Genomic DNA, 17077 nt, shown 5'->3' with positions numbered 1-17077 from the left:
GACGTCGCATCCCCGCACCCTCGCGCGAGACCAGCAGCCCTGTCCAGCGATGCACCCGGATCGAAGACCTGTCCGGGGCCCCGGCAACATTTTCTGATCAAACGCTTGACCAGCGTGACCCCCGTCACTATGGTTTCTGATCAAACGTTCTAGCAAGGAGCTCCCGTGACGGACCAGGTCTTCTTCCGCCCCGACCACGCCTGGGTCGGCGACGTGATCCCGGTCGAGCACGAGGGAGACCTGTGGCTCTACTACCTGCTCGAGCTGCGTGAGTCGCCGAAGCCGGGCACCCCCTGGGCCCTCGTCCGCACCGACGACCTCGTGACCTTCACGGACGCGGGCGTCGCGCTCCCCCACGGCGGGCACGACGACGCCGACTTCAACGCCTACACGGGCAGCGTCGTCACCGACGAAGACGGGCGGCACCACCTCTTCTACACCGGGCAGAACCCGCGCCGCGTGGCCGACAACGGGCTGCCTCTGCAGCTGGTCATGCACGCGACCAGTGACGACGGGATGCAGAGCTGGGTCAAGCACCCCGGCCATACGTTCGGGGCGCCGGCCGGCTACGAGCCGACCGACTGGCGCGACCCGTTCGTGGTGCGCGACGACGAGGCCGGGACCTGGCGGATGCTGCTGGCAGCACGCCACGACAACGGGCCCGAGAGGCGCCGCGGGGTGATCGCCCAGCTGGTCTCGGATGACCTGGTCACCTGGACGCCGACGGTGCCCTTCTGGGACCCGCGCCGCTACATCACCCACGAGTGCCCGGAGGTGTTCCGGATCGGAGACTGGTGGTATCTCGTCTACTCCGAGTTCTCCGACGCGTTCGTGACCCGCTACCGGATGGCCCGATCCCTGGACGGCCCGTGGCTGGCGCCCGATCTCGACTCCATCGACGGTCGCGCCTTCTACGCGGCGAAGTCCGCCCCCTTCGGGGACCGTCGCATCTTCGCCGGCTGGATCGCGACCCGCGAGGGTGAGACCGACGACGGGGCCTGGCAGTGGGCGGGCACGCTCTCGCTCCTCGAGGCGCAGCAGAATTCCGACGGCACGCTCGCCTTCCACGTCCCGCACGAGGTCGTCGCCTCCTTCACCGAGGAGGTCGACGTCGACCTCGGACCCACGGGCCTCTCGGCCGAGGACGGCTACGCCTGCCTCGTCAGCGGAGACCCGCTCCCCGTTGACTGCTACGTGCGGGCCGAGCTCGAGATCGACCCGGGCACCACGGAGTGCGGGCTGCTCCTGCGGTCCAGTGCCGACGGGGACCACTCCTACGTGGTCCGGCTCGAGCCCAAGCGGGGCCGACTGGTCCTGGACCGCTGGCCGCGGCCGACCACCGGCGAGGCCCAGTGGCAGGTCTCGGGCGACGTACCCCACGTCGTCGAGCTCGAGAGGCCGGCCAACCTCACCGGCACCTCCCACACCCTCGAGCTGATCCTCGAGGGCGACCTGGCCGTGGTGGTCCTCGACAGCCAGGTCTGTCTGAGCACTCGCCTCTACGACCAGACCCATGACCGTCTCGGGATCTTCGCCGGTGACGGCACCGCGAAGCTTCGGGAACTCACCGTGCGCCGACGTCCCGCCGGATGACCGGCCAGGCGCGAATCCATCCAAGGAGAAGCAGATGAAGAAGCTCTACCGCTCGCTGGCCGCGCTGTCGGCGCTCGCCCTGCTGACAGCCGGGTGCGGCGGCTCGGGTGGCGCGGATCCCGGCAACGTCGACCCCCAGGGCAAGATCGAGCCCCGCGCCATCTCGTGGCTGCTGTCGCGACCGGCGGACGGCGCGGTGATCACGACCATGGAGAAGCTGGCCGACGAGTACGCCGCGGACCACCCCGGCTTCAAGCTCAACCTCATCACGACGCCCGACCGTCCCTCCTACATCCAGAAGTACGAGACGCTGGCGGCCGCGAACAAGCTGCCCGAGCTCTTCGACACCGACGCCACCCCGTTCGCGCAGAAGCTCGCCGAGCAGGGCCGGATGATGGACGCCGAGAAGCTGCTCAAGGACCTGGGCCTGTACGACGACTACCGGCCGTCCGCCCTCGCCTACCAGCGGTTCGACGACGGGTCGCTCTACATGATCCCGTTCGAGTACGGCGCCGAGGTGTTCTGGTACAACAAGGCGCTCTTCGCCAAGGCCGGCATCGACGTGCCCACCTCGCTCGACGACTTCCCGGCCATGTGCAAGGCCCTGCGCTCCGCGGGCGTCACCCCGATCGCCATCGACGGCGCCGACCAGTGGCCGCTCGAGCGGTGGATCGCCTACCAGCCCTTCCGCACCGACGGCCCGGAGTACGTGAAGGCGCTCAAGTCGGCCGACGCGAAGTTCAGCGACCCGGCGGGCCAGAAGGCCGCCCAGTGGCTGAGCGACCTCGGCTCCTCCCAGTGCTTCGAGGAGGGCTTCTCCTCCGTGGGCTACACCGACGCGGAGAACCTCTTCACCACCGGCAAGGCCGCCGTCTACAACATGGGCACCTGGGAGCTCGGGGCGCTGGCCACCGACGCGCTCGACCCGAGCATCCGCGACGACGTCGACTTCTTCACCCTGCCGACCGTCGACGGCTCGGCGACACAGCCCAACGAGTACGTCGCCCCGTCGGGCATCGGCATGGCGGTCAACGCCAAGACCTACGACCCGCTCGTGCGTGACTTCCTGCAGTTCGCGCTGACCCGCTACCCGGACGAGTACGCCGCCAGCGGGGCGCTCGGGCCGACGTCGACCGAGCCGAAGATCCCGGCCAACGCGACCCCTCTCTACGAGAAGGCCGTGAGCACCGCCAACGACGCCGGTGAGGAGACGATCATGCCGTGGGACACCCAGCTCGACCCCACGACCAACACCATGCTCCAGCAGGAGCTCACGCTGCTGGTCCAGGGCAACATCTCGGCAGACGAGTTCGTCTCCAAGATGGACGCCACCCTGGAACAGAACGCCCCCAAGTACTTCAAGTGACCGTAGGTGGGGGCCGGCGCACCGACGTCGGCCCCCACCACACGGAAAGGCCGGTCATGCTCCCGTATCGCTCGAAACTGTCCGTGGCGCTCTTCCTGGCACCGCCACTCCTGCTCTACGGGGCCGCGGTCCTGCTGCCCATCGGGCAGTCCCTCGTCCTGAGCCTGTTCTCGTGGGACGGCATCACGGAGATGCAGTTCGTGGGCCTCGACAACTACCGGTTCATGCTGACCGGTGACCCGGTCTTCTGGCGGACCTTCCTCAACCAGCTCGGCTACGTCGCGATCTGCCTGGTCCTCCAGCTCGGCGGCGGGCTCGTCGTGGCCAGCCTGCTGGCGTCCCTCACCCGGGGGCGCGAGGTCATCAAGGTCCTCTACCTGCTGCCGGCCGTCATCTCGACCGTCGCGATCGCGTTCCTCTTCAACCGGGTCTACGCCGTGCACCCGCAGGGCCTCGTCAACGGCCTGCTCGGCGCCGTCGGGCTCGACGGCTGGGAGCGGCCGTGGCTCTCCGACGTCAACACCGTGCTCGCTGCGGTGTCGACGCCCGAGGGGTGGCGCTTCATCGGCATCTACATGGTGATCATCTACGCCGCGCTGATCGCGGTCCCCCAGGAGCTCGCCGAGGCCGCGAGCCTGGACGGGGCCAACGCCTGGCACATCTTCCGCCACATCCGGTTCCCCCACATCCGACCCGTGTGGCTGACCACGACGATCATGGCCACGACGTACGCGCTCCGCGGCTTCGACATCCCCTACCTGCTCACCAACGGTGGCCCCGGTCAGTCCTCGGAGCTGGTCACGACGTACATGTACAAGACGGCGTTCACCAGCACGAACTACGGCTACGCCAGCACCCTGGCCGTCTTCATCGTGGTCGAGTGCCTGGTCGCGGTCGGCCTCCTGGTCGCCATGCTCCGGAGGAGGGCAGACGCATGACCCTCAACGTGCTCACCCCTTCCCGGACCGCGCCGTCGCATGACGACAGTCCCTGGGGACCACCTCCGTCCCGGCAGCGGCCGCGGCGTGACATCTACCGGCTCCTGAACCGTCTGCTGGTCGGGCTCCTCGTGCTGGTCCAGGTCTATCCGCTGCTCTGGCTGCTGATGACCAGCGTCCGCGACGAGCGGGACTTCGCCACCGGGAACCCCTTCGGACTCCCCCACTCCTTCACGCTCGACAACTTCTCGCGGGCGTTCGGCGTCGGCAACCTGTGGCGCTACATCCTCAACAGCATCATCGTGACGGCCGGGGCCGACCTGCTGATCGTGGTCTGCGGGATGATGGGCGCCTACGCGCTGACCGTCCTCGGTTTCCGTCTCAGCGGCGTGGTGCGGGGCATGTTCCTCCTCGGGGTCATCGTCCCGGTGCAGGTCGCGCTGGTCCCCCTCTTCATCGACTACTCCAAGATCGGCCTGCTCGACACCTACCAGTCGATGGTGATCCCGCTGGCGGGCTTCTCGCTCCCCATGTCGATCTACCTGTTCTCCTCGTTCTTCGGCTACATTCCGCGCGAGACGTACGAGGCAGCATCGCTCGACGGGGCCGGGCCCTACCGCGTCTTCGCCCGGATCACGCTGCCGCTGTCGGTCAACACCGTCGTCACGGTCGTCATGGTCAACAGCATCTTCATCTGGAACGACTTCATCTTCGCCAACACGTTCGTACTCTCGGAGAACCTGAAGACGATCCCCCTGGGACTCCAGAACTACATCGGCGCGATGGGCAAGACGGACTGGACCGCCACGTTCGCCGCGGTGTGCGTGACGGTCACGCCGCTGCTGCTCGTCTTCCTGGTGCTGAACAAGGCGATGATCTACGGCCTCGAGAGCGGAGCGAACAAGGGATGAAGCCACCACGGCCCGACGGCACGCGAGCGGTCACGATGCGTCAGGTGGCCGAGGCCGCGAAGGTGTCGATCTCCACGGTGTCGCTCGTCATCAACAACAAGGTCGGCGCCCGGATCGGCGACGACGCCCGGCGCCGGGTGCAGCAGGCCATCGAGGAGCTGGGCTACCGCCCCAATGCGTTGGCCAAGGACCTGGTGAGTGGTCGGTCCCGGTTCATCGGGCTCGTCGCCGATGCGATCGCCACGACCCCGTTCGCCGGCCAGATCATCCACGGCGCCCAGGACGAGGCCTGGCGGCACGGCTTCGTGCTCCTCGTGGCCAACACCGAGGGCAACGAGGACGCCGAGCGCGAGGCGCTCGCCATGATGCTGGAGCACAAGGTGCGCGGCATCCTCTACTCGACCTGGTACCACCGGCAGGTCGACCTGCCCACGGGGCTCACCGAGGCCGACTGCGTGCTGGTCAACTGCTTCAGCACCGCCGACGTGCCCGCGGTGGTCCCCGACGAGGAGACCGGCGGCCACGACGCCACCACGATGCTGATCGAGCAGGGCCACAGGCGCATCGGCTTCCTCAACACGACGACACCGTCCCCGGCGCACGACGGGCGGCTCGCGGGCTACCGGCGCGCGCTGGCCGAGGCGGCGATCGACTTCGACCCGGACCTCGTGATCGACGTACAACCCGATCAGGAAGGCGGCTACGCCGCGGTTCCCGCGTTGTTGCGCCTGGGAGTCAGCGGAGTCTTCTGCCACAATGACCGGGTCGCGATGGGCCTCTACGACGGGGTGCGCGAGGCCGGCGTCGCGGTCCCGGCCGACCTCGCCGTCGTCGGGTTCGACAACCAGGAGGTCATCGCGGCCCACCTCCGGCCTCCCCTGTCCACGGTGGCGCTCCCGCACTACGAGCTGGGACAGGCCGGGGTGCGCGTGCTCCTGGGGCTCGACGAAGTCGGCGACGACGGGCGTCTCACCGTGGCCTGCCCGCCTGTCCCGCGCGGATCGGTGGCCGGACTGCGTCCTGGCGTGATCGCCGAGCCTTCTCCCGGCGCAGCGCGTTGAGCTCGCCGGACCCGCACTTCCCGGCCATCCACCTCCGTCCCCCTCGGCACTGGGTCAACGATCCCAACGGCCTGACGCACCACGACGGCCACTTCCACGTCTTCTTCCAGTTCAACCCCGAGAGCGCGCGCCACGAGAACATGCACTGGGGGCACTGGCGCAGCCGCGACCTGCGCGCGTGGGAGCTGCTCCCGGTCGCCCTGTCCCCCGAACCCGGCGGCGACGACGCCGACGGGGTGTGGTCCGGCAACGCGGTGAGCGTCGACGGCCGCCTGGTCGCGTTCTACTCGGCCAGGCGTGACGACCGGTGGTGGCAACCGGTCACCTCGGCCAGCTCGAACGACGGAGTGCACTTCGAGAAGTCCGAGCGTCTCCTGGTGTCCAAGCCACCACCGGGCACGGTGATGTTCCGGGACCCCTACGTGTGGCGGGACACCTGCGGTTGGCGCATGCTCGTCGGCGCCGCACTCGACGACGGACGTGCCGCGGCTCTCCAGTACACCTCCCCCGACCTGGTCTCCTGGGACTACGTCGGTCCCTTCCTGTCCAGGCGCCCCGAGCCCCTCCCCACCGGGGACGACACCGCGCAGGGCTGGGAGTGCGTGCAGTACGCCGAGCTGGTCCCGGGCCGCGGCGTCCTGGTCGTGAGCGGTTGGAACCCTGCCACCGGTGCGGCCAGCGCCGCGGCGTACGTCGGGGAGGACCGCGGCGCCGAGTTCCACCCGGCGGAGCTGCTCGCGTTCGACCACGGTCCCGACGTCTACGCGCCGGCACTGCTGCAGGCCCCCGACGGTCGCTGGCTCGCGTGGTCCTGGGTGTGGGAGGCCAGGGACGAGGCTCGCGTGGGTGCGCCCGGCACGTGGATCGACGAGGTCGGCTGGGCCGGGATGCTCTCACTCCCCCGTGAGCTCTCACTCACCGACCACGGACTGCATCAGGCGCCGGCCCGCGAGGTCGGCGAGCTGCGCGGCCGCCTCCTCGTCCGGGCCACGACCCTGGCCACCAGCGACGAGCCGTCCGACCTCGGCACGGTCGGGACCGTGTTCGACGCCGTCGCCGTGCTCAGCCGCAGCGGTGACGGCCTGGCCGCGTCCGGGATGCGCCTCGTCACCTCGGACGACGGCCGGGAACGCCTCGACATCGGCCTGGACCCCACCACGGGTGACGTCGTCGTCGACCGTTCGCGGGCGTCTCTCGACCCCCGTGCGAAGCGGGGGTCGTGGAGGCTGCCCACGGCCGTGGCCCCGGGAGGCACCGTGGAGCTCCGCGCCGTGGTCGACGGTTCCGTGGTCGAGGTGTTCACGGAGACCGGGATGGCCCTGACCGCGCGCTTCTACCCCTGCGGCCGCGACGGGTGGAGGCTGCGGACCAACACGGCAGGTGAGGGAGCCGCACGCCTCGTCCTCGATGTCTGGGAGCTGGCACCGCTCGACCTGGACACCGGCGCAGACCGCTCGTGACTGCGGCAGAGGCTTTCGTCGCCCACCGCACGGACGATCGCCTCTGCTGGCACGCGCCCGCACGCCGCAGGCTCGAGGGGTCGGACCATCCCAGGAGTGAGACATGGACGTGCCAGCCGCTCGCCGCACGAGGACCCTGCTGCTCGGCATGGCGGCGGCGACCGCGGCCGCCGTGCTCCCGTGGCTCCCGGCCGCGGCCGACCCGCCCCACATCGACTCGGCCACCCTGCCCCGCGGGGACAACCCCGCGGTCGCCCTCCTGGTCCGCGACACCATCCGGGACGGGGCCCTGCGGGTGCCGGCGACCACGCGCGGCCGGCACGACGCCCTCTGGGAGGTCGCGGGCGGCTATCTCGTCCGGGACGTCAACGTGGGGCCTCGGCACCTGACCCGCGTGGTCTACATCGCCCCGACCGGCAAGCGGCGCGTCGTCGCCCGGTCCCCCGAGCTGCTGACCGTTGCCGTCTCCGGCAGCGGGCGGCGGGTAGCGATCCAGCGCACGGTCGGGTCGGACAGCCTCCGCTCGGTCATCACGGTGTCCCGGCCCCGGACGGGGAAGGTGCTCGCGCACCGCGAGCTGCGGCACGCCAACCTGGTCGCCCTCACCGACCACCGGGCCCTGGTGGGCATCCGGGCACGTTGGCACCACCCGGCCACCGTCTGGTGGAACTACCCGGCCGACACCCTGAGGCGGGTCTACCACCAGGCCGCCGTGGGCGCCGACCTCCGGCACGACAAGGTCGTCTTCGACCGGAACCCCGTCGGCGAGTTCTGCAACCGGGTCGCGCTCCTGTCCCACCCCGCGCACACGCTGTGGCACAGCTGCCGGATCTACCCGCACCAGTGGTCACCCGACGGTCGGCACGCACTGGCGACGCACACCTACTTCGACGCCGCCGGCACCGACCGCTGGTGGGTCATCCAGGGCCGCACCGCCGCCCGCCAGGCCCGGATCACCGGGCGACTCGACTGGGACGCGGTCTGGGAGGACGACGGACACTTCCTCACCCTGGCCCAGAGCGACGCGGGCCGGGCCGCCGTCATCCGCTGCGACCTCGCCGGCACGTGCGAGCGGGCGAGCAGGCTTTGGGACGTCCCGGTGCCCGCGGACCCGTCGGTGTACTACGCCGCACCACCGGTGGTCCTGGCCGGACGCTGAGGCACGAGCCATGTGCTTCTCCCCCGACGTCGACGTCCTCGCCGGGCTGGTGATCGGGGCGGTTGGGATCGACGCGGTCCGACACGTCGGGACAGCCGCCGAACGTCCGCTGGCCGCGCTGCCGCTCGTCTTCGCCGTGCACCAGCTGGTCGAGGCGGGCGTGTGGTGGGGGTTGGAGGGGAAGGACGCGGCGGCGGTCGGGCACGCGGCGGAATGGGTCTACCTGGCGATCGCGTTCGGGGTCCTCCCGATCCTGGTGCCGGTGGCCGTGGGCGCGCTGGAACCCGTCGCACATCGACGCCGGACGGGCGCGTTCGTCGCCCTGGGCACGTTCGTCGCCGTCATGCTCATGTACGCCGTCGTGCGCGGCCCGATCGAGGCGACGATCCGTGGCCACTACATCGCCTACGACGTCGACCTCTGGCACGGAGGGGCGCTCACGGTCCTCTACGTGCTGGCGACCTGCGGCGCCCTGCTCGTCTCCGACCACGTCCATGTCCGGGCGTGGGGGGTGGTCAACCTGGCCGCGGTGCTCGTCCTCGCGTGGGTCAACCAGGCCGGTCTCATCTCCCTGTGGTGCGTCTGGGCAGCGATCACGAGCGTCGCCATCGCCGCACACCTGCGCTACGCCCCACCTCGGTCGGGGGGCGGTCGCGTCAGCTCCGGTCGATCGGAATCCTCGCCGCGGGCTTGATCGGGGTCTTGGGCGCGGGAACCCTCACCTCGAGGATGCCGTCGTGGTACGTCGCCCTGACGTCGGACTCGGTCGTCCCCTCGGGCAGCCGGAGGCTGCGCTCGAGGATCCCGTAGTGGAACTCCGAGCGGTAGCTGTCGGGACGCTCCTCCTTCGTGCGCTCCTCGCGCACCGCCCGCAAGTGCAGGATGCCGTCGGCCACGCTGATCTCCACGTCGTGGTCGGGGTCGATCCCGGGAAGCTCCGCGCGGATCACGCACGTGTCGTCCTCGAGGTACTCCTCGACCCGCATGAGGTGGGAGCCACCCTCGACCGTGCGGTCCACGAAGCCCTGACCCCCGAAGAAGTCCTGGAACATGTCCCGGAACATCTGGTCGACCCGCTGCTCGCTCCACACCATGTCCAGCGGCCAGGTCATCCGGGGCTCGCGCTTGATCAGGCTCATGACTCTTCCTTTCGACAGTGGCGGGACGACAGCGGGCCCGCCGAGACCCTGGGGGCTCGCACCCCCTCGTTCTCAGGCCTACGCCCGCCCCCCGGACCGCAGCAAGGGTCGATGGTCCCGACCGGCTCCCCGAATCCGGGCCGGGGCGCCCTCAGACCCGGAGCCCCGCGTGGACGATCGCCTCGGCGACGACCCGGACGCTGGCGTTGTGGTCACGGGCATGCCGCCGGATCAGGGCGAAGGCTGTGTCGACGCCGGTGCCGTGGGCGTGTGCGGTGATGCCCTTGGCCTGCTCGATGACCACGCGCTGGTCCAGGGCTCGCTGCAGCTGCTCGGTGAGCTGACGCTGCTGGTCGAGCTTGGAGGCGTTCACGAGGTACGCCGTGGCCATGTCGGCGAAGACGCGGGCGGTGAGGAGCTCCTCGGCCGACCACTCGCGGGGCTCGTGCGAGTACAGGTCGAGCGCACCGACCGTGGCGTCGACCAGGGTCAGGGGGATGCCGGCGACGCTGGACACCCCGTGCCGACGGGCCACCGCGACGTATTCCGGCCACCGCTCGCCGAGGTCGGTGAGGTCGGCGATCGCCACGACCTCGCCGGTCCGGATCGCGTCGAGGCACGGCCCGGTCCGGTGGTCGTGCTGGGCCTGCTCGAGATCGATGGCGGCCGGGTTGACGGCGTTGGCGAAGTGCAGCTGGCCGTCCTGCACCAGGCTGACTCCGCTGCCGGCCAGGCCGAGCACGGCAGTGACGTGCCCGGTCAGCTCGCCCAGGACCACCTCGACGTCGTAGGGCGCGATGAGGGCGTGGGCGAAGTCCGACAATGCCTGCAGGAACATCCTCCGGTCGGGCATGACCCCCTCCACGCCCAGGCCGTCGCGACACGACGACGAGGACTCATCGCGACTCTACTGGGCGGCCCGGTCGGGGCTCGAGTGCTAGCGTTGAAGCGATCCGCACTTCGACCGCCCCGGACCCCGGCGGTGGGGCCACTCCAGACCTCGGTGGCACGATGTTCTTGGCGTGCCCTCTGGAGGTCTCATGCTCTCCCTGCCGCTCGACCTGCTCCCATGACGTCCGTGCACCAGGCACCCGTGCCCGCACCGCGACCACCTGACCGGCAACGGCCTCGGATCCCCGAGGCGGATCTCACGCTCGGGCTGTTGATCAAGGCGGTCGAGGAGTACGCGATCTTCTCCCTGGACGCGACGGGTGCGGTGCAGACATGGAACGTCGGCGCACACCGCATCAAGGGCTACACCGAGCAGCAGATCCTCGGCCGACACTTCTCGGTCTTCTACCTGCCCGAGGACCAGCAGGCCGGCCTTCCCGAGGCCACGCTTGCCCACGCCATCCAGCACGGCGACTGGTGCGGCGAGGGATGGCGAGTCCGCCGGGACGGCACGACGTTCTGGGCCGACGTCGTCATCACTGCCGTCTTCGGGCCTGACGGCGAACTCACGGGATTCGTCAAGCTCACGCGTGACGCGACCGAGCGCAGGAGCGCCGAGGCCAACCAGCACAGGCTCGAGCTGCTCCGGGAACGTGAACGGATCGCCCTGGAGCTGACGGACGCGACCACGCGCAGCATCTTCGCTGCGACACTGACCCTCGCCCGCGCGCTCGCGACGTCGAACGACCCGCGGGTGACCGAGTTCGTCGAGGAGGCCATCAGCGCGCTGGATCGAACGGTCACGCAGATTCGCTCGACGGTCACGAGCCTGCGGTCCTGACGCCCGGGCGACCCGCTCCGGAGTGCCCACGCGAACGGGGGGCGCGCAGGGCTCAGGGGTGGCGTCGCCTCATCACCAGCACCACGAGGGCCGTGGTGAGCACGCTGGACAGGAGCACCTCGTCACGCGACAGCCCGTCGACGTTCGGCTGGAGCTCCTCCTCGGTGGCCCAGCCGAAGAGCACCTCGCTGGTGACCAGGCCGACGGCGAAGCAGGCGACGGTCGTGATCGCGGCCGCCAGCAACCGGTGCTCCACGGACCGGGTCACCACCAGTCCGGCGAACGCGCCGAAGCCGAGCGACATGGCGGCGAGCACCGCGAGTCCTTCGAACCCCAGGTCCCACTCCATGGCAGCGCTCCCTCCCTGCTTCGACCTTCCGCGCAGCGATCCGGGCGCGGCAGGGCTCATCGGGCCCCGAGGCCGGGACCAACGTCCCGCTGCGAGTTCGCCACCCCGTCGTCTGGTTCGCCGGGAGCGTGGTCGGCCGGCTTCGAGTGGCGCAGGAATCTGCAGCGCTTCAGCCTCTGTGGCGCCACGCGCTGTCGTGTGGTGGGCTGGTCGTGCCCGTCATCCGCCCGCCCACGGCGCAACCTTTCTCCCCCGGGTGTCGTCAAGAGGGGTACGAAGGGGGTGCCAGATGGCGTTCACGACCACGAAGCAGACGCAGGACGCGTCGGCGTTCGAGGAGCTCGCCACGTCCGCGTGGCCGAGGCTGTACCGCTCGGCGTACCTGCTCGCCGGGAACCATGCGGACGCCGAGGACCTCGCGCAGCAGGCGCTGCTGCAGGCCTACCGGTCCTGGACCAAGGTGAGCGGGGCCGACCAGCCGATCGCCTACCTGCGGCGCACGCTCACCAACATCTACGTCTCCCAGCAACGCCCGCTGGCTCGCAAGCTGGAGCTCCTCACCGACGCTCCCCCGGAGCCACGCACGGCGCCGGGCGCCGCCGGTCCCGAGGACCACCTGGAGCTCTGGCCGCACGTCGCCTCGCTGCCGCCCCGACAGCGGGCCGTGATCGTGCTGCGCTACTACGAACAACTCAGTGAACGAGAGATCGCCGACGCACTCGGGTGCTCGACCGGCAACGTCAAGTCCACGGCCCACCGCGCGCTCAAGTCACTGCGAGCCGCCGTCGGCCACGACCTGTACGACGGAGAGGAGGCCTGAGATGACCACGGAACTCGAGAAGGTGCTGGTCCGCGAGCTGCACGAGGTCGCCGACGGCCTCCATGTGCCGCCGATGCCGTCCCTGCCCCGGGAGGAGGCGCGACCGGGCCGCGTGCGGCACTGGCAGCCCCTGCTGGTCGCTGCGGTCGTCGTGCTGATCGTGGGCGCGGTGGCGCTGTTCCTCGACCAGGGCGGTGACGGCCGGCCGCAGCCGGCTCCGCAGCCCACCCCCACCGCACCCAGCGTCACCCCGACGCCGGACACGAAGATCGCGGCCACGCCGCCGGCCGTGCCCTACGTCGTCGACCGCAAGCTCTACGTCGACGGCACGCAGGTGCCCGGCGAGTTCTGGTCGGTCGAGTCGCGCGGCGGGGCCTGGCTGGCCTGGCAGCCCGACGGCACGTGGTGGTTCGGCGCCCCGGGCGTGGACGCCGGGCCGATCGATGCCGTGATCGACGAGGCACCGGTGCTCTCGCCCCACGGGAAGTACGTCGCGTTCGTCGACATCAGCAGCGGCAAGCCCGTCCTGACCGGGTTCGACACCTCCCCCTCGGGCGAGGGCCTCGGCGCCGCGCCGGTCGACCTGCCCCGCCGGGAGGACGGCGTCTCCGTAAAGGTCCGCGCCGTCACCGACGACGGCGACGTCATCGTCCAGGGCACCCGCACCAGCCTGATGTGGCGCGCCGGGACCGGCGACCAGCAGACGGTCGTCGACCTCAACGAGACGGCGCCCGACCAGGTGGTGCTGCAGGGCACGGGCGCCGGGCTGGTCGTCGTCGACGGGGCCGACGGCGCGACCGACGCCACCAGCACCGAGCCGTACCTCGCGACCATCTCCGCCGACGGCGTGCTGACCCGCACGGACACCCTGCCGACGTACGACGACCTCGAGGTCAGCCCCGGCGGCACCTGGCTCGTCCGCGCGCCGGCCGGCACCATCGGGGGGGACGTCACCCTCACGACCTCCCTGGACGCGCAGGAGGTGGGCAGCACCGACGAGATGGTGCTGGCCGCACCCGACCACTGGGGCTTCGCCGTCAACACCTGGGCGTGGGAGGACGACGAGACCCTCGTTGCGGTCCTGCTGCCGCTCCGGGGACAGGCCGACGCCCGGCTCGTCCGCTGCAGCGTCACGCTCGGGGGCTGCCGCGCGTTCGCCGGCCCCGCGGCCGACGGGGCGACCGGCACCGTCACCGCCGAGCAGGCGCTGGACGCCGTGATCGAGGCCGTGGTCGCCGGCGACCGCGCCCTGCTCACCGACCAGGCCGTGATCCGCGACGGCGAGTGGCAGCAGCTGCTCGACTTCGCCGCGGGCCAGGGCGGCTCGGGCGGCAGCTGCCGGGACAACGGCGGCGGCACCCAGGACTGCGAGATCTCCTTCGCTGCCAACCCGAGCGCCACCTACTACGCCATCCTCGAGCCCGCCCAGTACGCCTACGGGTGGCGGGTCGGCTACGTGAGCATCGCCGGGGCCTGAGGCCTCAGACGCCGGCGTCGACGTACCGGCCGTCAGCGGTGACCGGGTGGTCCTCGTTGATGGCCCGGACGGCGGTCGTCGGCGGGACCTCGGTGGGGCGCAGGTCGAGGTGGACGCCGGCGATCATGCAGCGCACCGACCCGCCGGCCAGCTCGATCGTCGGGATGTCGATCGCGACGATCTCGCAGGACTCCTCGATCACCGCGACCTGCTCGGGCGTGAGGCTGCGGCGGGCCCGCGCGGACATCGCCATGATGTAGCGGCGCCGGCCGTCCGGGGTGCGGCCGCAGAGCTCGACCGCGTTGCCGGCGAACTCGCGGATCTGCGCCTCGGTGAGCTCCACGACCTTGCGGCCGTTGACGGTGAGGCGCTCGCGGACCTGCTCACGGCGTACGACGTCGGGGATCATCTCCAGCGCGATCATCGCGACGTCCGTGCCGATGCAGGCGATCACGTTGGTGTGGTAGACCGGCACGCCGCTGGAGTCGACGGCGTCGAAGGCCATCGGCTCGTAGCCGAAGTCGGTGCAGAAGCGCTCCAGGACGTGGGAGTCGGCGCGGTGGCTGACCGCCATGTAGGCGACCCGGGACACGTGGTCGAGGACCATCGCGCCGGTGCCCTCGAGGAAGATGCCGTCGGGCTCGAGGCCGGAGTAGTCCACGATCGTCTGGACGCGGTAGGACGACTTGAGCATCTCCAGCACGTCGGCCCGGCGCTCGTGCCGCCGGTTGGAGGCATACATCGGGTAGACCGCGACCGTGCCGCCGGCGTGCGTCGAGAGCCAGTTGTTCGGGAAGACGCTGTCGGGGCGGGTGTGGTCGTGGTCCTCGAAGACGTGCACGCGCACCCCGGCCTCGCGGAGCGCGTCGGCGACGGCGTCCATCTCGGCCAGCGCCTGGGCGGAGGTGATGTCGGCGGACTGCCCGGCCGGGATGTCGGCCTGGAAGGCGTTGTCGGCCGCGGTCGCCGGGTTGGGCACGAACTTCTCGGCGCGGATGAGGATCACAGCGGAGGGGGCTTGGGCACTCACGCTGGGAGGGTAGAGCATGGGGCCTCCCATGCAGACCTCCGGAACCCCCTTCACCGACCGCCGCCTGCTGCTCGCCGTCGACGCCCCCTCGCTCCTCCACCGCAGCCACCACGCCCGCTCCGACACGGGCCTGCTGGACCGTGGCGGCCGGCCCGCGTGGGCGCTGCACGGGATGCTGCGCCAGATCCTCGAGGCGATCGACATGTTCGCCCCGGACGCCGTGATCTTCGGCCTCGACGACCGCAGCCACTCCATCCGCGCGGCGACCTACCCGGACTACAAGGCGGGGCGTGCGGAGAAGGACGCGACCCTGGTCGACCAGCTCGACCGGGCCGGCGCGATGCTCGACGCCCTGGGCTTCAACACCGTGACCCCGCCGGGGCTGGAGGCCGACGACGTCAACGCCTCGGCGGCGACCTGGGCCGAGCGCGAGGGCTGGAGCTGCGTCCTGATCACCTCCGACCGGGACGCCTTCGCCCACATCAGCGACCACACCCGGGTGCTGCGCCTGATCAACGGCGGGATCGCGGCGTCGCCGCTGCTCAGCCCCGCACGCCTGGAGTCGATGTACGGCATCGCCCCCGAGCACTACCTCGAGTACGCCGCCCTCCGCGGCGACGCGAGCGACAACCTGCCCGGCGTCGCGGGCATCGGCGAGAAGACCGCTCCGGTGCTGCTCACCCAGATGGGGTCGATGCAGTCGGTGTGGGCCGACATCGACCACGCCGACGGCCTCAACCTCGTCGCGACCCTCGACTCCTACTGCGAGGAGGAGGGGCTCCGCAAGATCGGGGCGGGGCTGCTCAAGCGCCTCACGGCACCCGGCGCCCGGGAGCGGTTCGAGTTCAACCTGGCGATCATGTCCGGCAGGACCGACCTCGACCTCGGGCTGACCCCCGACGTGCCCGGCTCCCCCGGCCTGCTCCCCCTCGACGTGGAGCGCGTGCTGCGCGTCGTCGGCCACCTCAACGTCACCGCGACCACCGACCTGGCGCTGCGTGTGCTCACCGAGCCGCCCGCGTCCGCCCAGGGGGCCGACCGCGGCTAGTGGCCCCGCCGGAGCCCGGCGGTGATCAGCAGCTCCCGGATCTCGGGCCTGGCGGCGTACGAGCCGGCACCCAGGAACGCCTGCTGGACGATCTCGTCGACCCGCTCCCGCGCCATGAAGTCGTTGCCCATGGCGGCCAGCTCGGCCGCGCCGGGACGGAACGTGATCACGGGCGTGCCGCTGTCCCGGAGCGCGCGGGCCTCGCGCCTGGCCAGTCGTGCGGCGTGGCCGCGGGACAGGGCGTAGAGGTCGGTGGGGATCTGCACCGGCCCCGACATGGGCGACACCACGATCACCAGGTCGAGGTCCTGTCCCCGCAGGAGCGCGGCGTTCGTGGGTGAGTGCGCGCCGCCGTCCACGTACACGTGGTCATCGATCGTGACGGGCATGAAGTAGCCGGGCACCGCGCACGACGCGGCGATGGCCAGGTGCAGGGGGGCCTCCGGCCCACCCGGCCGGCCGAAGACGACGCGCCGGCCGTCGCGGCGGCGCACGGCGCAGATCCAGAGGTCGCGGTCGGGCCAGGACCGGCCCTCCACCTCGCGCAGCATGCCCAGCTGCTCGGCGATGTCGACGCGGCCCGGGGCGAGGAGGGCGAGCGCGGCGGCCATCGGCCGGAAGGTCCACGGCCGGATCACCGCCCGCTGCACCATCTCCCACCCGGGCGGGTCCGGGAGCCGGCGCAGCAGCGGCAGCAGCCGGAACGGCTCGAACACGGGGATCTCGTTGCCCAGCAGGCTGCGCAGCATCATGCCCTCGGCCTCGAGCGGCGCCTGGACGATCCAGGCTGCGAGCTCCGGCGCCGGGACACCGACGCGCAGCAGGGTCCCGGTGATCGCGCCGGCCGAGGTGCCCACGACGACCTCGGCGTCCCGGGGGTCCCAGCCGAGGTCGTGCTCGAGGGCGGCGAGCACGCCGGCGTGGTAGGCCTGCCCCACCACCCCGCCGGCTCCCAGGACGAGCCCCACCCTGCTCATGGCCCCGACACTGGCCC

17 protein-coding genes are annotated in these 17077 nt (G+C 71.2%); 12 read left to right on the top strand and 5 right to left on the bottom strand.

All coding sequences use genetic code 11. The features are described from left to right. The first annotated feature begins 165 nt into the window (after positions 1 to 165). The 8 genes from FB382_RS05975 (at position 166) to FB382_RS05940 (ending at position 9182) form a co-directional block, all read left to right on the top strand. Entirely contained in the window at positions 166 to 1593 is a 1428-nt protein-coding gene (locus FB382_RS05975) for a family 43 glycosylhydrolase (RefSeq protein WP_182537597.1), read from the top strand. Positions 1594 to 1627: 34 nt separating this feature from the next. Further along, on the top strand, positions 1628 to 2959 hold the full coding sequence (locus FB382_RS05970; protein WP_182537595.1) for an ABC transporter substrate-binding protein: 1332 nt from the start codon (positions 1628 to 1630) through the stop codon (positions 2957 to 2959). A gap of 56 nt (positions 2960 to 3015) precedes the next feature. Further along, positions 3016 to 3897 (top strand): carbohydrate ABC transporter permease, encoded by an 882-nt coding sequence (locus tag FB382_RS05965; RefSeq protein WP_182537593.1) that lies wholly within the window; start codon positions 3016 to 3018, stop codon positions 3895 to 3897. Continuing rightward, positions 3894 to 4808 carry a carbohydrate ABC transporter permease gene (locus tag FB382_RS05960; protein ID WP_182537591.1) on the top strand — a complete coding sequence of 305 codons (915 nt, stop codon included), beginning with the start codon at positions 3894 to 3896 and terminating at the stop codon, positions 4806 to 4808. Before FB382_RS05965 ends, FB382_RS05960 begins: the two co-directional genes overlap by 4 nt. Before the next feature lie 44 nt (positions 4809 to 4852). After that, complete coding sequence (locus tag FB382_RS05955; RefSeq protein WP_220481278.1) at positions 4853 to 5869, top strand: LacI family DNA-binding transcriptional regulator; 1017 nt, start codon at positions 4853 to 4855, stop codon at positions 5867 to 5869. Beyond that, positions 5866 to 7329: a glycoside hydrolase family 32 protein gene (locus FB382_RS05950; RefSeq protein ID WP_182537587.1), complete on the top strand. Its 1464-nt coding sequence runs from the start codon at positions 5866 to 5868 to the stop codon at positions 7327 to 7329. The genes FB382_RS05955 and FB382_RS05950 overlap by 4 nt, the downstream gene beginning before the upstream one ends. Before the next feature lie 103 nt (positions 7330 to 7432). Continuing rightward, on the top strand, positions 7433 to 8488 hold the full coding sequence (locus FB382_RS05945; protein ID WP_182537585.1) for a hypothetical protein: 1056 nt from the start codon (positions 7433 to 7435) through the stop codon (positions 8486 to 8488). Positions 8489 to 8498: 10 nt separating this feature from the next. Then, a complete protein-coding gene (locus FB382_RS05940; protein WP_182537583.1) occupies positions 8499 to 9182 on the top strand; it encodes a DUF6629 family protein in 684 nt (227 codons plus the stop codon). On the opposite strand, the gene FB382_RS05935 is transcribed toward FB382_RS05940, so the two are convergent. Together FB382_RS05935 and FB382_RS05930 are read right to left on the bottom strand one after the other, a co-directional pair. Further along, the gene (locus FB382_RS05935) at positions 9145 to 9627 is read right to left on the bottom strand and encodes an Hsp20/alpha crystallin family protein (RefSeq protein ID WP_220481277.1); all 483 of its coding nucleotides are present in this window, start codon (positions 9625 to 9627) and stop codon (positions 9145 to 9147) included. The genes FB382_RS05940 and FB382_RS05935 overlap by 38 nt on opposite strands. 151 nt (positions 9628 to 9778) lie before the next feature. Further along, positions 9779 to 10480, bottom strand: a complete 702-nt coding sequence (locus tag FB382_RS05930; RefSeq protein ID WP_182537581.1) for a GAF and ANTAR domain-containing protein — start codon at positions 10478 to 10480, stop codon at positions 9779 to 9781. A gap of 240 nt (positions 10481 to 10720) precedes the next feature. Here FB382_RS05930 and FB382_RS05925 point away from each other — a divergent pair, with 240 nt between their 5' ends. Next, entirely contained in the window at positions 10721 to 11359 is a 639-nt protein-coding gene (locus tag FB382_RS05925) for a PAS domain S-box protein (RefSeq protein WP_220481276.1), read from the top strand. A 52-nt stretch (positions 11360 to 11411) separates the two neighbouring features. On the opposite strand, the gene FB382_RS05920 is transcribed toward FB382_RS05925, so the two are convergent. Continuing rightward, positions 11412 to 11708, bottom strand: coding sequence for a hypothetical protein (locus FB382_RS05920; RefSeq protein ID WP_182537577.1), 297 nt, complete (start codon positions 11706 to 11708; stop codon positions 11412 to 11414). A 289-nt stretch (positions 11709 to 11997) separates the two neighbouring features. Here FB382_RS05920 and FB382_RS05915 point away from each other — a divergent pair, with 289 nt between their 5' ends. Beyond that, on the top strand, positions 11998 to 12528 hold the full coding sequence (locus FB382_RS05915) for a SigE family RNA polymerase sigma factor (protein ID WP_182537575.1): 531 nt from the start codon (positions 11998 to 12000) through the stop codon (positions 12526 to 12528). Between the two features lies 1 nt (position 12529). Next, positions 12530 to 14005 carry a hypothetical protein gene (locus FB382_RS05910; protein WP_182537573.1) on the top strand — a complete coding sequence of 492 codons (1476 nt, stop codon included), beginning with the start codon at positions 12530 to 12532 and terminating at the stop codon, positions 14003 to 14005. A 4-nt stretch (positions 14006 to 14009) separates the two neighbouring features. On the opposite strand, the gene ctlX is transcribed toward FB382_RS05910, so the two are convergent. Beyond that, positions 14010 to 15035, bottom strand: coding sequence for a citrulline utilization hydrolase CtlX (ctlX, locus tag FB382_RS05905; protein WP_182537572.1), 1026 nt, complete (start codon positions 15033 to 15035; stop codon positions 14010 to 14012). Positions 15036 to 15063: 28 nt separating this feature from the next. Between ctlX and FB382_RS05900 the strand changes: the two genes are divergently transcribed. Continuing rightward, on the top strand, positions 15064 to 16083 hold the full coding sequence (locus FB382_RS05900) for a 5'-3' exonuclease (protein WP_182537569.1): 1020 nt from the start codon (positions 15064 to 15066) through the stop codon (positions 16081 to 16083). On the opposite strand, the gene FB382_RS05895 is transcribed toward FB382_RS05900, so the two are convergent. Beyond that, a complete protein-coding gene (locus FB382_RS05895) occupies positions 16080 to 17060 on the bottom strand; it encodes a patatin-like phospholipase family protein (RefSeq protein WP_182537567.1) in 981 nt (326 codons plus the stop codon). The two genes, FB382_RS05900 and FB382_RS05895, sit on opposite strands and share 4 nt — an antisense overlap. Between the last annotated feature and the right edge of the window lie 17 nt (positions 17061 to 17077).

This window comes from Nocardioides ginsengisegetis (assembly GCF_014138045.1).
GTDB lineage: Bacteria > Actinomycetota > Actinomycetes > Propionibacteriales > Nocardioidaceae > Nocardioides > Nocardioides ginsengisegetis.
Note: the sequence above shows the minus strand (reverse complement) of the source record. Positions and strands in the feature narration are given on the sequence as shown.